Origin of the sequence: Komagataeibacter diospyri, from assembly GCF_043995075.1 — a bacterium.
In the GTDB taxonomy this organism is placed as follows: domain Bacteria; phylum Pseudomonadota; class Alphaproteobacteria; order Acetobacterales; family Acetobacteraceae; genus Komagataeibacter; species Komagataeibacter diospyri.
In genome coordinates this window covers 888,203-906,412 of sequence record NZ_CP171836.1, presented here as the reverse complement: position 1 = coordinate 906,412, position 18,210 = coordinate 888,203, and the positions used below count along the sequence as shown (strand labels likewise).

At 57.7% G+C, this 18,210-nt stretch carries 15 protein-coding genes; 7 read left to right on the top strand and 8 right to left on the bottom strand.

What is annotated here, in order from left to right; translation table 11 throughout:
- Nucleotides 1-233 precede the first annotated feature (233 nt).
- Nucleotides 234-842 carry a glutathione S-transferase N-terminal domain-containing protein gene (locus tag ACE2AA_RS04170; RefSeq protein WP_395371338.1) on the top strand — a complete coding sequence of 203 codons (609 nt, stop codon included), beginning with the start codon at nt 234-236 and terminating at the stop codon, nt 840-842.
- A 70-nt stretch (nt 843-912) separates the two neighbouring features.
- Here the strand turns inward: ACE2AA_RS04170 and ACE2AA_RS04165 are convergent, their stop codons facing one another.
- The gene (locus ACE2AA_RS04165) at nt 913-1,380 is read right to left on the bottom strand and encodes an Hsp20/alpha crystallin family protein (protein ID WP_395371336.1); all 468 of its coding nucleotides are present in this window, start codon (nt 1,378-1,380) and stop codon (nt 913-915) included.
- Between the two features lie 331 nt (nt 1,381-1,711).
- Here ACE2AA_RS04165 and ACE2AA_RS04160 point away from each other — a divergent pair, with 331 nt between their 5' ends.
- The gene (locus tag ACE2AA_RS04160) at nt 1,712-2,017 is read left to right on the top strand and encodes a hypothetical protein (RefSeq protein ID WP_141260007.1); all 306 of its coding nucleotides are present in this window, start codon (nt 1,712-1,714) and stop codon (nt 2,015-2,017) included.
- A gap of 83 nt (nt 2,018-2,100) precedes the next feature.
- Here ACE2AA_RS04160 and ACE2AA_RS04155 read toward each other — a convergent pair whose 3' ends face one another.
- Entirely contained in the window at nt 2,101-2,757 is a 657-nt protein-coding gene (locus ACE2AA_RS04155) for an IS1595 family transposase (protein WP_395371334.1), read from the bottom strand.
- A 336-nt stretch (nt 2,758-3,093) separates the two neighbouring features.
- Here ACE2AA_RS04155 and hisC point away from each other — a divergent pair, with 336 nt between their 5' ends.
- The 4 genes from hisC to hutC all read left to right on the top strand — a co-directional run bounded on the left by hisC (nt 3,094) and on the right by hutC (nt 6,986).
- Nucleotides 3,094-4,245: a histidinol-phosphate transaminase gene (hisC, locus tag ACE2AA_RS04150; protein ID WP_395371332.1), complete on the top strand. Its 1,152-nt coding sequence runs from the start codon at nt 3,094-3,096 to the stop codon at nt 4,243-4,245.
- Nucleotides 4,232-5,629: an FAD-binding oxidoreductase gene (locus ACE2AA_RS04145; protein WP_395371331.1), complete on the top strand. Its 1,398-nt coding sequence runs from the start codon at nt 4,232-4,234 to the stop codon at nt 5,627-5,629. The genes hisC and ACE2AA_RS04145 overlap by 14 nt, the downstream gene beginning before the upstream one ends.
- Nucleotides 5,626-6,174 (top strand): HutD family protein, encoded by a 549-nt coding sequence (locus ACE2AA_RS04140; RefSeq protein WP_395371329.1) that lies wholly within the window; start codon nt 5,626-5,628, stop codon nt 6,172-6,174. Before ACE2AA_RS04145 ends, ACE2AA_RS04140 begins: the two co-directional genes overlap by 4 nt.
- An 86-nt stretch (nt 6,175-6,260) precedes the next feature.
- Nucleotides 6,261-6,986, top strand: coding sequence for a histidine utilization repressor (hutC, locus tag ACE2AA_RS04135; protein ID WP_141299290.1), 726 nt, complete (start codon nt 6,261-6,263; stop codon nt 6,984-6,986).
- A gap of 6 nt (nt 6,987-6,992) precedes the next feature.
- On the opposite strand, the gene ACE2AA_RS04130 is transcribed toward hutC, so the two are convergent.
- The 3 genes from ACE2AA_RS04130 to hutU form a co-directional block, all read right to left on the bottom strand.
- The gene (locus tag ACE2AA_RS04130; RefSeq protein WP_395371328.1) at nt 6,993-8,102 is read right to left on the bottom strand and encodes an alpha-hydroxy acid oxidase; all 1,110 of its coding nucleotides are present in this window, start codon (nt 8,100-8,102) and stop codon (nt 6,993-6,995) included.
- Nucleotides 8,103-8,231: 129 nt separating this feature from the next.
- The gene (hutH, locus tag ACE2AA_RS04125) at nt 8,232-9,779 is read right to left on the bottom strand and encodes a histidine ammonia-lyase (RefSeq protein ID WP_141260013.1); all 1,548 of its coding nucleotides are present in this window, start codon (nt 9,777-9,779) and stop codon (nt 8,232-8,234) included.
- 4 nt (nt 9,780-9,783) lie between these two features.
- Nucleotides 9,784-11,481, bottom strand: a complete 1,698-nt coding sequence (hutU, locus tag ACE2AA_RS04120) for a urocanate hydratase (RefSeq protein ID WP_193557627.1) — start codon at nt 11,479-11,481, stop codon at nt 9,784-9,786.
- A 284-nt stretch (nt 11,482-11,765) separates the two neighbouring features.
- On the opposite strand from hutU, the gene ACE2AA_RS04115 reads away from it, so the two are divergent.
- Nucleotides 11,766-13,166: a purine-cytosine permease family protein gene (locus ACE2AA_RS04115; RefSeq protein WP_395371326.1), complete on the top strand. Its 1,401-nt coding sequence runs from the start codon at nt 11,766-11,768 to the stop codon at nt 13,164-13,166.
- Nucleotides 13,167-13,201: 35 nt separating this feature from the next.
- On the opposite strand, the gene ACE2AA_RS04110 is transcribed toward ACE2AA_RS04115, so the two are convergent.
- The 3 genes from ACE2AA_RS04110 to ACE2AA_RS04100 form a co-directional block, all read right to left on the bottom strand.
- Nucleotides 13,202-14,818, bottom strand: coding sequence for a GMC family oxidoreductase (locus ACE2AA_RS04110; RefSeq protein WP_395371325.1), 1,617 nt, complete (start codon nt 14,816-14,818; stop codon nt 13,202-13,204).
- 267 nt (nt 14,819-15,085) lie between these two features.
- Nucleotides 15,086-17,350 (bottom strand): TonB-dependent receptor, encoded by a 2,265-nt coding sequence (locus ACE2AA_RS04105; protein WP_227002362.1) that lies wholly within the window; start codon nt 17,348-17,350, stop codon nt 15,086-15,088.
- 450 nt (nt 17,351-17,800) lie between these two features.
- Nucleotides 17,801-18,208 (bottom strand): RidA family protein, encoded by a 408-nt coding sequence (locus ACE2AA_RS04100; RefSeq protein ID WP_193558316.1) that lies wholly within the window; start codon nt 18,206-18,208, stop codon nt 17,801-17,803.
- Nucleotides 18,209-18,210 lie beyond the last annotated feature (2 nt).

Here is an 18,210-nt window from a genome sequence, read left to right as displayed (position 1 = left end):
GAAAAGGAACAGGCCGGACAGAACCCATGTGCTGTCCACCTGCAGGCACAAACAGTGCCGATGGGCTGTTGGTTCCCTGTGTAATGTTACAATCGGGCCGGTCCGTCTGTCCTGCGTGTGGCGCATGGGCCTGCGCTTTTCACGGTCTGTTTCATGTGTCAGTGTTTTCAGGACGTAGGGCGCAGGATGCTACCGTCCTGTCCCCAGCCAGATCCAGACGGAGGGCCGTTTCAATGAAGCTGTATTACACGCCCGGCGCGTGCTCGCTTGCCGCGCATATCATCCTTAATGAAACCGGGCTGCCCCACAGTCTTGAGCAGGTGGACCTGAAGACCAAGCAGACCGCCAGTGGTCAGGATTATCTGAAAATCAACCCGCGCGGGGCCGTGCCCGCGCTGGAAATCGCACCGGGCACGGTGCTGACGCAGAATGTGGCGGTGCTGACCTATATCGGCCAGCAGTCGGATCATGCTGCCTTTCACCCTGCCCCTGATTCGATCGAATTCTTCCGCCTGCTGGAAGCCATCGGGTTCTGCGAGGACGTGCATGGCGCATTTGGTGCGCTGTTTGCTCCTGAATTGCCCGATGTCATGCGCGAGCGGCTGCTGGCGAATGTTACGCGTCGCCTGAAGCAGGTCGAAGCACTGCTGGAAGCCGGTGGCAACGGGCACCTGCTGCCCGCAGGCTTCACGCAGGCGGATGCGTTGATGGCCGTGATCCTGAGCTGGGCTGGACCACTGGGGATCGACCTTTCGGCCTATCCCCGTGCCAGTGCCCTGCGCGATGCGGTGTTGGCCCATCCTGCGGCACAGAAGGCCCGGCGGGAGGAAGGGCTGGACTGAACCATACACGCGGATGGCCCGGACACCATCGGTACCCGGGCCATGTGGTATTGGAAACAGGTCGTTGCGGTCAGCCGGGCTGGATTTCGATCTTGCGTTCGCTCGGCTTGGCCGGTTCACGGCGCGGCAGGGTGACCTGCAACACCCCGTCCTTGATGCGGGCGCTGATCCGGTCTTCATCCACGCCTTCGGGCAGGCTGAAATGTTCGGAAAAAGCACCAAAGCTGCGGGTGGCGACGTGCTGTTTCTGCTCAGACGTTACAGGACTTTTCTTCTCGCCCGAGATGCTCAGTACGCCGTTACTGGCATTCAGCGTGATATCCTTTTCCGAACAGCCGGGTACTTCGATATAGATATGGTAGCCGGTTGCGTCTTCGGTAATGTCCGTGGACCCGATCCGGCCCGAGCCGAAGGTGTCGGGTGCGCGGTAGTCATCGATCAGCCGACCCACCTGACGCTGCAGCACGGCGAACGGATCGGTTGCCCGCGTCGTGGCCGTACGAACCGGGGTTGCGACAAATGTCGGTCGTGCAATCATGGTCATTGCTCCTCAATACATACTATTGAGCGGTCTGTTCTGGGTCATTCCCGCCCTGCACCATGAATGCTGGGGCCAATATCCGGACCTTACAGTGATACAGATCAATCCTGCCATGCGGTCCATTCCATGCAGGGCTGCTCTTTACTTTATCGAAACAAAACGATTCTGGATTTATGCCAGTACGCGGCAGAATTTTCGCAATGCAGGGCAGTATTGCAGCAATAAACCACCTCCGCTGCTTCTGCATGCCGCAGAAAGGCTATATCTTGAGTGATCCGTTATAACATGCGGCAACCCGTATCGGGTTTAACCAGAATGGAAAATATGCATGTCAGTTGAAAACACGCTTCGTGATGCCATCCAGAAGAAGTCTGTTGTGGGTTTCACGTTCGATGGCAAGACCTGTACCGGTTCTCCCCATGCGCTGGGTGAGCGCGATGGCATGCCGCATGTCCTGATCTATCGTGGCGAGGACGCACATGAAAAGCGCGTGCCCCCCACGGGTGAATGGAGCGTACTGCCGCTGTCCGACATCACCGGCATCCGCCTGCTGTCCGCTGAACCCTTCCACGTCGGCCATCCCGATGCGAAGACGAAGGCAGACCTGCATAAGGTCAGCGTAAGCGTCGGCTGAACCGGCCGGATACCCCGCCCGTTTGTGGCGGGGTACTGGATAAAAGTTTGGGGCTGGCATAGGTAAGCATTGTTTGCGACGGTTCACGCGGGCAGTTTAACCCATTGAGCGAGGATTTTCAGGAGTTTTGCAGGTGAGCGGATGTTGAAGCGCCACTCGCACTCGGCCAGGAAGAGATGGAAGTCTTTACGTGGTATTCCATTGTATCGCCGCAGATGCCGCTTCGTCTGGCTCCAGAAATTCTCGATGCCGTTGATATGGTTTCTGCCCAGAGCAGGATGCCTGCTGTGATCAATGCGTTCGTGATGGAATTCCGAGACATCCAGCTTGTCGTAAGCGTGCCAGGAATCGCTGTAAACAATTGAATCGGGTTGTACTTTCTTTCGAATGATCGACATCAATGTCTGATGTCCGGCATTGGGGATCATGACGGCATGGACACGGCCATGCCGTTTCAGCAGGCCGAAGACGGCCACGTTCCCGGCAGCGCCCCGACCTCGTTTTCTTTTGCGATGCCCACCGAAATAGCTCTCATCGACTTCGATTTCACCCGAGACCGGCGCCTCATGAGCAATCTGTTCTGCGATAATCTCTCGTAATTTTCGGTAATACAGGGTCGCTGTATTACGATTGACGCCTACAAGTTCGGCGGCGCTCCGGGCGGGCGTGCCCGCAACGAAGTGCTCCAGAAGGCGCTTTTGGATGCTGACAGGCAGCCGACTGCGACGACGTGCTTTCATGTGACATATCAAGCCTTTATTCGCTTACCTATGCCAGCCCCTAATATTATTCGATCGCACAATCTATTAAGCCAGCATACCCGACATTATAAATCATGCTGCGGCACGTATCCGGACTACCGCTCGGCCGCTGCCATGTACGTTCAGGTTACGGTTCTCTCGGTACAATGCACCGTCCTTGCCCATCCGGCAGGGGCCGTTATCATGTGACCCGATACGTCATGCATATTTTATCCCGGGACGGGAATACCGGATGCTCGTTGCATATTTACAACAACAACTGCAGCCTTTATGTATATACAAGTAGATGCAAATTTATTGAAAAAGGCTGTTTCCATGGCTGCTTCTTCCACGCCCACCCGGTCAATACGCGTGTCCTCACGTCCCGAGGTTGCCGCCCTGCCCGTCTATAATGCCGGCCTGTCGGAAGATGAGGTGCGCCAGAAATATAATGCATCACATATTTCAAAACTGGGCAGCAACGAAAATCCTTACGGTCCCTCACCTACGGCCCTGAAACAGTGGGACTGCCTGATACAGCGGATGTTCCGCTACCCCGATGCAACGGCATCCACATTGCGACAGGCGCTGGTGCAGGTAACGGACGTGCCTGCGGACCATATCATGCTGGGCAATGGGTCTGAACAGATCATACGCCTGATCAGCGAGGCCTATCTTTCCCCCCGTGAACGGGTCGTGACCGTCCTGCCTTCCTTCGGGCTGCATGTGATATGGCCTGAAATGATGGGCGCGCGGGTCGACGCGGTTCCCATTACCGCCGAAGGCCAGTTTGACCTGCCCGCCATGAAGCAGGCGGTTCAGGCCGCTCCGCTGAAAATCCTCATGTTTTCCAATCCATCCAATCCGGTCGGCTGCATGATGGAGGCACAGGACATGCTGGAACTGGTGGAATGCTGCCCACCGGACACGCTGATCGTGATTGACGAGGCCTATTATGAATACGCCCTGGGCAGCAAGAACTATCCCGACGCCACGAAAATCCTGCCCCGGCAGGCACGGCCATGGCTGGTGTTGCGCACGTTTTCAAAGGCCTATGCCCTGGCCGGGCTGCGGATCGGCTATGCGCTCGCATCCGATACCGGTGTCATCACCACCCTGAACAGGGTGCGTGACCCGTTCAACACCAACATGGCGGCACAGGACATGGCGCTGGCGTCCCTGCAGGACAGGACGCATATGCAGACCAGTGTCGCAACAACCGTGGCTGAACGCGAACGCTTCATGCACGAACTGACGCAACTGGGCTATACTCCCGTGCCATCCCATACCAACTTCATATTCCTTGATGTCGGGCGGAACGCCTCGGTCCTGGCGGAAAGCCTGCTGCGGCATGGTGTCATCATCAAGCCCTGGCGTGAAAAGGGGTTTGAGACACATTTACGCGTCAGCGTCGGCCTGCCCACGGACAATGACCGCTTCCTCCGCGCCCTCGCCCTTGAAACCGGACAGACCGATGACAGCCATTGAAACCTTTATCACGCGGCTCCGCCCCCGGCTGGACAACAGGATTTCAACCAACGCGACGGTCCGGCAACATCACGCCCATGGTGAAGGCTGGCAGTCTCCCGATCCGGCCACCCAGCCCGATGTGGTTGTGTTCGCCCGGACAACGGAAGAGGTCGCGGCCATCGTCTCCGTCTGTCATGACCTGTACCTGCCGGTCATTCCCTTCGGCGGCGGGACATCACTGGAAGGACAGCTGACCGCGACGAAAGGTGGTGTCAGCCTTGACCTGTCGCAGATGAACGCTGTCCTCGACATCCGCCCGCAGGATCTGAGCTGCCGGGTACAGGCAGGGGTGACACGCCAGCGGCTGAATGGGCTGCTGCGCAGTGACGGGCTGTTTTTTGCCGTGGATCCCGGTGGGGAAGCAACATTGGGTGGCATGTGCGCCACCCGCGCATCCGGCACCGGTGCCGTTCGCTATGGCACGATGCGCGAAAACGTGCTGGGGCTGACCGCCGTCATGGCAGATGGCAAAATCATCCAGACGGGGGGAAATGTCCGCAAATCCGCGACCGGGTATGACCTGACCGGCCTGCTGATCGGATCGGAAGGAACGTTGGGCATCATTACGGAAATTCAGGCCCGCCTGCATGCGCTGCCCGAAACCGTTCTGGGCGCGACCTGTCAGTTCGGCACGCTGGCGGATGCGGTGAATACCGCCACGTCCATCATTCAGGCCGGCCTGCCCATCGGGCGGCTGGAACTGCTGGATGACGTGCAGATGGATGCCTGTATCAGGTATTCGTCACTGGAGGGATACGAACCCCTGCCGACCCTGTTCTTTGAACTGCATGCATCCCCCGCATCGGTAACGGAACAGGCGGACCTGCTACGCGAAATCACCGAATACCATCATGGCCTGTCATTCCGTGCGTCCGCCAGCTCCGAGGAGCGCACGCAGTTGTGGAAAGCGCGCCATGACGCCTTCTGGGCCTGCCTGGCCTACCGACAGGGGCACAAGGGCATGACCACCGACGCGGTCGTGCCGATTTCCGCCATGACGGACATGATCACGCTGGCCAAACAGGACATTGAGGAATCCGGGCTGGTTGCCCCCATTGTCGGCCACGTGGGGGACGGCAATTTCCATACCGTCATCCTGATCCCGCCCGAACAGGACGGATGGGCGCGCGCGCAGGCGCTGGATCATAAGATCATCCAGCGCGCCCTTGACCTTGGAGGGGCCATAAGCGGGGAACATGGCGTTGGCCTTGCCAAGCAGATGTTCATGCATAACCAGCATGGTGATGACGCCATTACAGTCATGCGCACCATCAAGCAGGCGCTGGACCCGCGCAATATTCTTAACCCCGGCATACTGCTACCTGCCCCCACCATCCCATGACACCCCGCGTATTTTCCATCCAGACGCTGCCCGTCAGCGCCTGGAAAAATGGACAGGGCATAACACGTACCCTCATGGACGCACCCGGCTGGCGGGTCAGTATCGCAACCATTGACCGGTCATGCCCTTTTTCCACCTATTCCGGCATGCAGCGTCAGCAGGCATTGCTGTCCGGTGACGGGCTGGAACAGATCACACCCACGCATGAAAGCCTGCAACTGGAACGCGCGGGGCCCGTGCTATCGTTTTCCGGCGCTGTCCCCCTTACCTGCCGGTTGAAGGGCGGTGCGGTGACCGTGCTGAACGTCATGTTTGTACCCGACAGGTTTCCCCATGCCGGAATCCGGTCAGTCACGACGGCATTTATTCCGGATTCGATACAGGATACGATTATTGTTCCCGTACGTGGTTCGTGGCGCGTAACATGCATCAATAATGTCGTCCGCCACGTGACGACAGGCAACATCATGCGCGGCAGAATACAGTATATCGCGCCAATAGCCGACCACGACACGTTGTGTTACGTTGCTTCATCATGTATGTAAGACCATGTTATGATGACGCCTGATCATTCCTTCTTCCATCCGGCATCCCCGCAGGCTGCCATAGACCATGAATTGAGTGCTGTAATATGGCTATAGGTATTGCTGAAACTCAGGCAATCACACGCTATGAACAGGTCAAGCAGTATATCACGGCACGCATAAGAAGGGGAGAATGGAAAGTCGGTCAGCGCCTGCCGTCGGAAAGTGAACTGGTGGAGATCACTGGCGTATCGCGCATGACGGTACACCGTGCCCTGCGTGAACTGATGACGGAAGGACTGGTCACGCGCGCACAAGGTGTTGGCACGTTTGTCGCCCGCCCAGCCCCGCGCGCCGAACTGCTGCAGTTACATGATATTGCCGATGACATTATTGCCAGCGGCCATACCCACCGCTCCCGCGTCATCACGCTGGACACAGCGCGGGCCGATGTTGACCTGGCCATGTCATTCGACCAGCGTCCGGGCAGCAAGCTGTTCCATTCCGTGATCGTGCATTACGAGGATGATACGCCACTGCAGGTGGAGGAACGTTATGTCTCTCCGCATTTCGCGCCGGATTACCTGAATCAGGACTTTTCCGTCGCGCATCCGCACCGGCACCTGTACCATATTGCCGGTCCGGACGAGATCGAACACGTCATTTTCGCCATCACGCCGTCACAGGAACTCCAGCACCTGCTGGAACTGGAAACGCCGGAAGCCTGCCTGCAACTGGTCCGGCGCACATGGGTGCAGGACAGGATCGTGATGAAAGGCATCTTTACCTATCCCGGCAGCCGATACAGCCTGGGTGGCCGCCAGTATATGTAAGGATCATCAGGCCCGGCGCAGCAACTGCTTCCGCTGGGTCGCCAGTTCCTGCATATTACGAATTCCGGCCAGTCCCATGATATCACGCACTTCGCCCGACAGGCCGGTTGTCAGGGCGTCCATGCCCCTGCGTCCCCCTGCCGCCAGCGCCCATGCCCATGGACGACCCAGTGCCACACCGGATGCGCCCAATGCCAGCGCGATAACAATATCGCCCCCCTGCCGCACGCCGCTATCCAGCACGACCTCACATCGATCCCCGACAGCTTGCACAATTTCCGGCAATACGGACAGTGTTGCGGGCGACGGGTCCATCTGCCGCCCACCGTGATTGGAGACAATCAATGCGTCCGCCCCGTTTTCCACGCACTGACGGGCATCGGTCGCATCCATCACCCCCTTGACGATCAGCCTGCCACCCCATTCCTTACGCAGCCATGCCAGATCCTGCCATGTCAGGGAGGGGTCAATTTCAGCGGCGGCGTTGCGTGCTTCCTCCAGCAGGTTCTGGCCCATGCCGTACGGGGCAAGATTGCCGATGCGGGCTTTTCCCGCCATCAGCATGCGCAGGCTCCATCCCGGCCTGCTGGCCATGGAAAGCAGTTGGGCCACCGAAGGCCGCGTCATGCGCCGGAACCCGTTGCGGACATCACGCGCCCGCATGGGCGTAATGGCGGTATCAACCGTCAGGATAATGCCATCAATCCCGCACGCCTGGGCGCGGCGCAACATGTCACGCGTCAGTTCACGGTCCCTGAAGACATAGATCTGCGCCAGAAGATCCACGCCCGGCACGCGGGCAAGTGTTTCCATGGCAGCGATGGAGAAGGTGGAAACGGCAAACGGAATACCCGCCCGCGCTGCCGCCTGCGCCGCCATGACATCCCCGCCTGCATGCATCATGCCTGCGAAACCGACCGGCCCCAGCATGAACGGCGCACCACGGGACTTGCCCAGCCATGTAGACCCGATATCCACCTGCGATACATCACGTAGGCAACGCGGGATAATTTTCCAGTCAAGAAATGCCTGGCGGTTCGCGCGTATGGTGACTTCGCCATGCGCGCCTCCGTTCACATAATCCCGAAACAGGCGCGGCAGGCGACGGTTGGCCATCTGATACAAGTCATCAACGCCTGAAAATTCCATTGCCCGCTTTCTCCACCACCTGTTGCGTCATTACCAAGAATACCCCCCAATCTATTACTTTATAATAATAAAGATACGGAAAGGGGTATATTGTCCCTATCCAACCTGCGGCAGGGCTACATGCTGGCCAATGGTTGTCACCAGACTGCCATCCGCCAGCAGTTCCGCCGCCTTTTCGATATCAGGCGTAAACAGGCGATCCTGTTCAAAGAACGGCACCTTTGCACGCAGGACCTGGGCTGCCGCAACCAGAGGCTTCGACGAAGACAGGGGGGCAAGGAAATCCAGTCCCTGCACCGCCGCCAGATACTCCACCGCCAGGATGACACGGACATTATCGACAATATCCGTCACCCGGCGGGCGGCGAAGGTCGCCATGCTGACGTGATCTTCCTGATTGGCGGAAGTCGGCAGGCTGTCCACGCTGGCGGGATGGGCCAGCGTCTTGTTTTCCGACGCAAGGGCTGCTGCCGTGACCTGTGCAATCATGAAGCCTGAATTCAGGCCACTGTCATTGACCAGGAACGGCGGCAGGCCGCTCATCTGCGCATCGACCAGCAGGGCAAGGCGCCGTTCGGCAATCGCCCCGATTTCCGATACCGCGATCGCCATCAGATCGGATGCGATCGCCACGGGTTCAGCATGGAAATTACCGCCGGAAATCATTTCATCCGTATCGGCAAAATGAATGGGATTATCCGAAACCGCGTTCGCTTCCAGCAGCAGGATACCCGCCGCGTGACGCAGGCTATCCAGACATGCGCCCATGACCTGAGGCTGGCAGCGCAGGCAGTACGGGTCCTGCACGCGCTCATCTTCCTCGACATGGGACGCGCGAATGGCCGATCCCTGCATCAGCGTACGATAGACACTGGCACATTCGATCTGACCACGCTGGCCGCGCAGCTCATGCAAGCGCGGGTCGAATGGCGCGTCCGTTCCACGCGCGGCGTCAAGGGTCAGCCCCCCCGTCGCAAGGGCGCATTGCAGCAGGCGTTCGGCATCGAACAGCGCCGCCAGTGCCAGCGCGGTGGAAACCTGCGTGCCGTTCAGCAGCGCCAGACCTTCTTTCGGGCCCAGTTCCAGTGGCGATAGCCCGGCCAGACGCATCGCCTCGGCCCCGGCGTATCTTTCGCCATTAAAAAAGGCTTCGCCCTCTCCGATCGCCACCGCGCTCATATGCGCAAGCGGTGCCAGATCGCCGGATGCGCCCACCGACCCCTTGTACGGGATAACCGGCACGATACCGCGTTCCAGCATAGTGACCAGCAATTCGACCACTTCCGCCCGGACGCCCGAAAAGCCACGGGCCAGGCCGTTTGCCTTCAGCAGCATGATCAGGCGCACGATACGCGCAGGCATCGGTTCCCCGATCCCCGCCGCATGGCTGAGGACAAGGTTACGCTGCAGGTCACGCAGCTTGTCATCAGGGATACGCGTCTTGGCCAGTTTGCCAAAGCCGGTATTGACACCATAAACCGGTTCACCCCGTTCCACGATCCGGGTCACGGAAGCCGCGGCTTCATGCAAGTGCGCCACAACGCCCGGCGCCAGCGTGACATCCGATCCGTCAAAATAGAACTGACGCATCTGTGCCAGTGTCAGGTGACCGGGCTTAAGCACCAGCTTGTCTGTTACTGTCATAATTTCAGTTCTTTCGCGTAATCATGGGCAGGTCGAGCCCTTTTTCATTGGCACAGGAAACGGCAATGTCGTAGCCCGCATCCGCATGGCGCATCACACCGGTGGCCGGGTCATTCCACAGCACGCGTTCAAGGCGACGGGTCGCGCCCTCGCTCCCGTCCGCCACGATCACCATCCCGGCATGCTGGGAGAAGCCCATGCCCACGCCACCGCCATGGTGCAGGGAAACCCACGTCGCACCTGACGCCGTATTAAGCAGCGCATTCAGCAGCGGCCAGTCCGAAACGGCGTCACTTCCGTCCCGCATGGCTTCGGTTTCACGGTTGGGGCTGGCGACCGAACCGCTGTCCAGATGGTCACGACCGATCACGATCGGTCCCTTCAGTTCACCCTTGGCCACCATTTCATTGAATGCGAGGCCCAGGCGGTGCCGGTCCCCAAGGCCAACCCAGCAGATACGCGACGGCAGACCCTGAAACTGGATTTTCTCACGCGCCATATCCAGCCAGTTATGCAGATGATGGTCGTCAGGCAGCAGTTCCTTCACCTTCTGGTCCGTGCGATAGATATCTTCGGGATCACCGGACAGTGCTGCCCAGCGGAACGGGCCGATCCCACGACAGAACAGCGGGCGGATATAGGCAGGCACGAAACCGGGAAAGGCAAAGGCGTCCGCACAACCGGCCTCATATGCCATCTGGCGGATATTGTTGCCGTAATCGAAGGTCGGGATACCCAGTTTATGGAACGCCACCATGGCTTCGACATGCAGGCGCATTGAGTCCTTTGCCGCCTTTTCCACGGCAGCCGGATCGGTAATGCGCATTTTTTCCGCCTGTTCCAGCGTCCAGCCCGCAGGCAGGTAGCCGTTAAGCGGATCATGCGCCGATGTCTGGTCCGTCACCGCATCGGGATGGATGCCACGGCGCACCAGTTCAGGGAATACTTCAGCCGCGTTCCCCAGCAGGCCAACCGAAACGGGCTTGCCGCTGCGGTTGGCCTCGGCAATCAGTTCCAGCGCCTCGTCAAGGTTGTCCACGCGACGGTCCAGATAGCCGGTCTCCAGCCGTTTCTGGATACGACCGGGCTGGCATTCCACCGCCAGCATGGACGCCCCCGCCATGACCGCGGCCAGTGGCTGCGCCCCGCTCATGCCGCCAAGGCCACCTGTCAGGATCCAGCGGCCCTGCAGGTTGCCGCCGTAGTACTGGCGCCCCATTTCCACAAAGGTTTCGTACGTGCCCTGCACGATCCCCTGCGAGCCGATGTAAATCCATGAGCCGGCCGTCATCTGGCCGTACATCATGAGACCAAGCCGGTCGAGTTCGTTGAATTTATCCCAGTTTGCCCAATGCGGAACGATGTTGGAATTGGCGATCAGCACCCGCGGCGCATCGGCATGGGTACGGAAGATGCCCGCAGGCTTGCCCGATTGCACCAGCAGCGTCTGGTCATCTTCCAGCCCACGCAGACATTCAACGATCCGGTCGTAACAGGACCAGTTGCGGGCAGCCCTGCCGATACCCCCATATACAACCAGTTCGGACGGGTTTTCTGCCACTTCGGGGTCAAGGTTGTTCATCAGCATGCGCAAGGCTCCTTCAGTCTGCCAGCTACGCGCTGTCAACTGGGAACCGTGGGGGGCACGGATAACGCGGTCATTTGCCATGCGATCATTAAAGGGAGGAGAGGTCTCGGTCATAGCGTCGGATCACCTTGCATGCACTTGTATATATCAATAGTTAGCACATATCGATTTTGCCCTGTCAATCCATACCCGAAATGATATGATGGTTTTCTGTGCTGACAGATGCGGTGGTAACCGTGTTCAAGGGCGCGGACTGCCCTTAACTTCAGCATCGCATATATTTTTTTGTTTTGTTGAGACAGAATAAGTTATGCAAGCAAATGCTATGCGTCACTTACGATAGGTACAAAACCCCTGCGCGGCAGGGAACGCCATATCGTTACGGAGTATATTCCCTGATGGCAGAGACGGTTCCGACAAAAATCGAATCCGCGACCATATACCGTATTCCACTGGACCAGCGCCACGGACGGCCCCGCGACCTGTTTACGATATGGTTCGGTTCCAACCTGATGATGCTGACGGTTGTGACCGGGGCGCTTGCGACAGGTGTCTTTGGCCTGCCTTTCCTGCCTGCCCTTGCTGCCATCATCACCGGCAACATGGTCGGCGCCATTTTCATGGCGCTGCATGCCGCGCAGGGTCCGCGACTGGGCGTACCGCAGATGGTTCAGACACGCGGCCAGTTCGGCATTGTCGGCGCCGTGCCGATCACGGCCCTGATCGTCATCATGTATGTAGGTTTTGCCGCATCCAACCTGGTACTGGGTGGCGAAGGGCTGCAATTTATCGTGCCGCATCTCAACCGTCTGGGGGGGATCCTGATCATTCAGGCCCTGTCCGTCATTCCCGCCATTTATGGTTATCACATGATCCATACGGCTGCGCGGATCATGACATGGGTATGCGGGGTCGCCATCCTGCTGTGCCTGTGCCTGGTCGGCTGGGAACATGGCGCCGACCTGCTGCATGCCAGCCACGCCCATATCAGCACGCGTGGCATACTGGGCACGATTTCAACCGCTGCCCTGTGGCAGATTGCCTATGCCCCTTACGTATCCGATTCATCGCGTTACCTGCCCCCCGGTCCCGAGGGGGAACGCAAGGCGTTCCATGCCAGTTTCTGGGGCGCCGTGCTGGGATCCGTACTGCCGATGACACTGGGGGCCATGATCGGCCTGCTGGCCAGCGGCCATAATATTGTCGCGACCCTGGGGCAGATGCTGCATGGTGCGGCCGTGCCGGTACTGTGTGCCCTGTCGCTGAGCATTGCCGTCGCCAACGCGATGAATGTCTATTGCGGCGCCCTGTCCACCCTGACGATCATCCAGACCTTTGTTTCCACGCGCAGGCACCAGAAGGCGCTGCGCCTTGCCATCACATCCGTGCTGCTGACGATCGCACTGCTTATGGCCGTATTCATGGCCCGCAGCTTCATGGCGCTGTACAGCGAATTCCTTGAACTGCTGATGTCGGTCATGATTCCGTGGACTGCAATCAACCTGACGGATTACTACCTGATCCATCGGGGCGAGTATGATGTCGAATCCTTTTTCCACCCCACGGGCGGACGTTATGGCCGCTACAACAAACCGGCCTTCATCTGTTATTTCGTCGGTATCCTGATCCAGATTCCCTTCCTGTCCAATGCCCTGTTCACCGGCCCCATGGCCCGACTGGTACATGGGGTGGACCTGTCATGGATTGTGGGGCTGGTGGTCACCACGCCACTGTACTGGTGGGCCGCCGACCGGCAGGCACGCTCGGCACCAGCTGGCCTGGCCGCCACAGCGGATTGAAGTCGTCCCTCAATCCGCGCCTGTTCCCTGCCTGTCTATCGCTGCCGGTCTGACAAGATCATATCGGCAGCTTTTTCAGCAATCATGATACAGGGCGCATTGGTATTGCCGCTAACCAGTGTCGGCATGATCGAGGCATCGGCAATCCGTAGTCCCGTCATTCCCCTCACCTTCAGGTCCGGGGTCACGACCGCGTCCGCATCCGTTCCCATCCGGCATGTGCCGGCCGGATGGAAAACAGTGCTCGCGCCGCGCCTGATATAGGCCATCAGTTCATCATCGGTTACGATATCCTGGCCAGGCGCCATTTCGCGCCCACGAATGCCATCAAAGATCGGAGCCGCCAGGATCTTGCGCGCCAGACAGATACCTTCCTTCAGAACCTGTCCATCACGGGGATCTTGCAGAAAGCGGAAATCGATCTGGATATCCTGCATGCCATTCTGGCCCAGACGGATCTCGCCCCGGCTACGCGGACGCAGCACGCAGGTATGGATGGCAAAGCCATGTCCCATTTCAAACAGGCGTCCGCGATGACTACGGAATCCTGGCACGAAATGAAACTGGACATCCGGCACGCCATCCGCCAGGGGCGTACGGGCGAAGCCGCCCGCCTCCACGTAATTGGTTGTCAGCCACCCCTTGCGCCACAGGGCATATTTATGTGGGGAAGACAGGACGGCCGGAAGTGATCGCCATGAAAAGCCGAGGCTGCGCGCCTCATCCGAACGCACCGTAACAAGACCGTCCACATGGTCCTGCAGGTTCTGTCCTACCCCCTGCAATTCGTGAATGACGGATATCCCCGCCCCCACCAGGTCATTTCCCCGTCCGATCCCCGACGCCATGAGGATGACAGGGGAGCCGATGGCTCCTGCGGACAGCACCGTTTCCCGTTGGGCAAACAGGCCAAACTGTTGTTCACCATGGACCACATTGACCCCCAGCACCGTGTTTTGCCGGGTAATCAGAGATTTGACCGTCATGCCCGTCAGGATATGCAGGTTGGGCCGATTACGGACCGGATGCACGAACGCGCGGTAGGCGCTCAGCCGTTTTCCATCGCGCTGCGTGACATTGTAAATGCCCACGCCTTCAAATGTATTTCCATTGAAATCGGGATTTTCTTTCTGCCCGACCTGTTCGGCCGCTTTGATAAACATGCGTGACAGGGGATTGGCCTCACGCGGGGTAGTGACATCCAGTTCCCCCCCCGTCCCATGAAAACGGGGATCAAGGCCGAGACAGTCATGTTCTGATTTCATGAAATATTTCAGGACCGAGTCATAGTCCCACCCCGTACATCCCTGTGCCGCCCAGCCATCATAATCTGACCGCTCACCACGGATATAGATCATGCTGTTCATTATGCTGGAACCACCCAGGCCCCGCCCGCGCGGCACGTGGATGCGGCGATTATCCAGATCAGCCTGTGGCACCGAGAAAAACTGGTAGGCCAGTTTACAGCTTTTATACAGGGTCAGGGTACCAGCGGGGATCTGGATACGGGGCGTGTTATCACTGCCCCCCTCTTCAATCAGGCAGACCTGGTTACGCGGATCGGCGCTCAACCGATTGGCCAGCACGCAACCAGAGGAGCCACCCCCGACAATGATATAGTCAAATTCACGAGGAAAGGACGCCTGCCGCATCGATTTACATACCTTGTCACAATCATGATAAGAAGCTGCCTGGAAAAAGCTTCACCAAAACCTTGCTTATGATTGCAGGGCGCTTCCTGACCTGTTTTTTCAAACAGCCTTTGATATCATGTATGTATTTCAGTTCATTGAAATCGTAATGTTTGCCCAATACAGGGCAACAACAAAAAACGTACCGGCTGGATAGTCAAAACCTATCCAGCCCCACAAAAAAGGGGTCATGCCTGCAGGCATGACCCCTTTATGAAATGCAACGGATCAGAAACCGGTGCTGAATGTTCCCAGACACGCAAAGTTCGGCGCCGTGTAGTACTGCGCGGTGCCCGCGACCGGTCCGGTGTTATACACCCCGGACAGGTAGTGATGATCCGCCAGGTTGATGACGTTCAGCCGCAGTGAAGGCGCCTTGAGGAAGCCGATATCCGGCGCACGGGCACCGATCATCATGTCAACCTGCTTATGGCCGGCAATCTGTTCATCGTTCATGAACGTGCCGTATTCCTTGTCCACATATTTCAGTGAAACGCTGCCAAAGAAACGACCATCGTCATATTGCAGGCCAGCCGCCGCCATCCAGCGGGGTGCGGAGGTCGCCATCTTGCCTGCCGTGTGATAGGTCACGCCGTCCATTGTAATGTTGGAATCCTGACGGGCATACAGATATTCAACCGACCCGTAAGGCGTGATGTGATGCCAGGGGTGCAGCGCCAGTTCACCATCGAAACCGCGCGTCGTCATGCTGCCCGCATCCTGATAATACGGCACGTTACCGATGTACTCGTTAATCTGATGGTGCGAGAAGTTGTAATTGAACAGGGTCAGTGACGCCGTGATCCAATTGTCATGGTATCGTGCACCCACTTCTTCCGACACACTGTATTCATCATGCAGGTTCTTGTTCGCAGTCTGATACGTCCCGCCATCCCACGGGCTGTTATACTGGTTGTAGAAAGCGGAACCCAGCGGCAGGCGGTAACTGGTCGTCACGTTGCCGAAGACCATGATCTTCGGATTGAACTTGTAGCTGATGGACATGCGCGGCAGGGGCTGTGCCGAATAATAATTGGCGTTGTATTGCGGGCCGGGCTGGTTCAGCGTGCCGTTTCGTGCCGCCATGACTTCCTTGAAACCAACATCCAGCGTCAGCTTCCTGTTCAGGAAATGCATGGTATCACCAATATACAGCGCATTCGTCTGGGTAATGGTGTGATAGGACCATTCATTCAGCGTGGTGCCATCCTGCTGACGCAGGTAGCCCGTTGAATTGCCGGACGCATCCAGCCCGCTAAGCGGTTCATCAACATGCATGTCGGTATAGCCATACCAGTACCCGAAAACGAGATCATGGTTGGCCACCTTGTAATGCAGGGTGGAGTTGAATCCTGTATAGCCTTCCACGCCAATCCAGTTCTGGATTGCCGCGGTCTGACCATCCTCGGAATAGTTATTCCCGGCCAGCGGTGAAGAATTGGCCGATGTTCCGTTATAATACGGCCCGGTTGTCGGAACTGTTGTCACACCAAAGGGATAGTTTCCGCTGCCGTGGTAATAATAGGGCGTTACGTCCAGTGTCAGATTACGCGCCAGCTTGAAGTGCGAAGGTGCGCTCAGAAAATAATCGGTCCAGCTGGTAGCGTAGGATTTGTAATAATTCGCCTCGCCAAAGCTATACTTGCCCTGCATGTCATTAGGGTTGTTCTTCAGCCCGTATTTGTTCCAGTCGCTCAGGGTCGGGGTGCTGTACCATGCCGTATGTTCATTGTTGTAGGAACCGGACAGGGAAATGTAATTCCCGTCACCCCATTCCTTGATCAGCTTGTAGTCCACATGCCAGCGGTTGTTCCGCCCGGGACCACGCCACGCGCGACTGGTCAGGTCGGAAAAGGACGCAAATGCCCGCAGGCCGGTATTGGCGATATCCCCGCTGTCATACCGGATGAACTGGCGGTTCATCTGGTGCGTGCCGTAACTGACATCGAATTCGCCGCCACGGGTATGCTTGGGGCCACGCATCTTGACGGCCATGGTACCACCAGATGACGTGGTGGTGGGGGTTTCGATGCTGGGGGCGCCCTGCTGCAGCTGGACGTTGTCCATGTTCTCGCTATCGACCCATTCGGACGAATTGGGGGTATAGTCATCCGGATCGTTCATTGGCGCCCCTTCGAAGGTGAAGCCAATTTCCTGCTGGTTCAGACCGCGGACATTGATATCGGATTCATCACTGACACCAAACGGGTCACCCATGGACACGTTTGCACCCGGCGACATGGCCACCAGTGCCAGCGCGTTGGATGCAGGCGCCTGCTTGGCAATATAATCATGGGACACGGTACTGACCGATTTTGCCGCCGTTTCGTTACGGATCAAGCCCCCATATGAACGCGTACGCGTAACATGCAACTGTTCACCCGCACCGGTGGCATTGATGCCCGTATTGACCGTCGAGTCCCCTGCCCTGACCGCCGTCGTCTTGCCACCGGATGCGGCCGTCGACTTTGCATTGACAGAATTTTTTTGCACGGTATCGCCCGCATGGGCCATGTGCAGACGCAGTCCATTAGTCAGGAATGTTGATGACAGTATCATACATACAGTCAAGCCAGTCGAACGTCTGCGCATACTGCCCCCTTTAGAAATCACGACAGGAAAAATATCTGCTTGTACCAGCAACATGCGCCATGCATGTGTCTGCTGACTTTTCCGACCTAGGGCCGGACACATAACCGCATGTATGTACAAGCAGAGATATCATTGGTGCATTATTATGTTTCCGTAATGGTAACGCAACAGAATTCCTGCATCCCAAACGTATCGATATGGGCTGTCCATACATTTATCGGGACACGTTGCATTTTAGCAATTATCCTGACTGTTATATAATCATTCGTTGAAATATTTGCCACAAACGCTCAGGGCTGCTGTCGTACCAACAACAGCAGCCCTGATAAAAAACTCTGATGTATAAATGTTTTACGGAATGACGGCGATAACATCCACCTCGATCAGCCATTCCGGACGAGCCAGCGCCACAACTACCAGCCCCGTGAAAACGGGGAAGACCCCCTTCATACGCCGCCCCAGAACACGATATGTTGCTTCCCGGTAACGGATATCGGTCAGGTACACCGTAACCTTGCAGATATGGGACAGTTCAGAACCGGCTTCCTTCAGCAGCAGTTCGATATTGTCCATTACCTTTTCAGCCTGGCCCACCGGATCGCCGACCGCAACATTTTCACGCGTATCAAGATCCTGCGGCACCTGACCGCGTACATAAACCGTCTGCCCCGCGACGACAGCCTGGCACAGGTCATTGTCCAGGTTCTGTTCGGGATAGGTATCACGCGTGTTGAAACAGCGGATCCGCTTATGTGTTATCT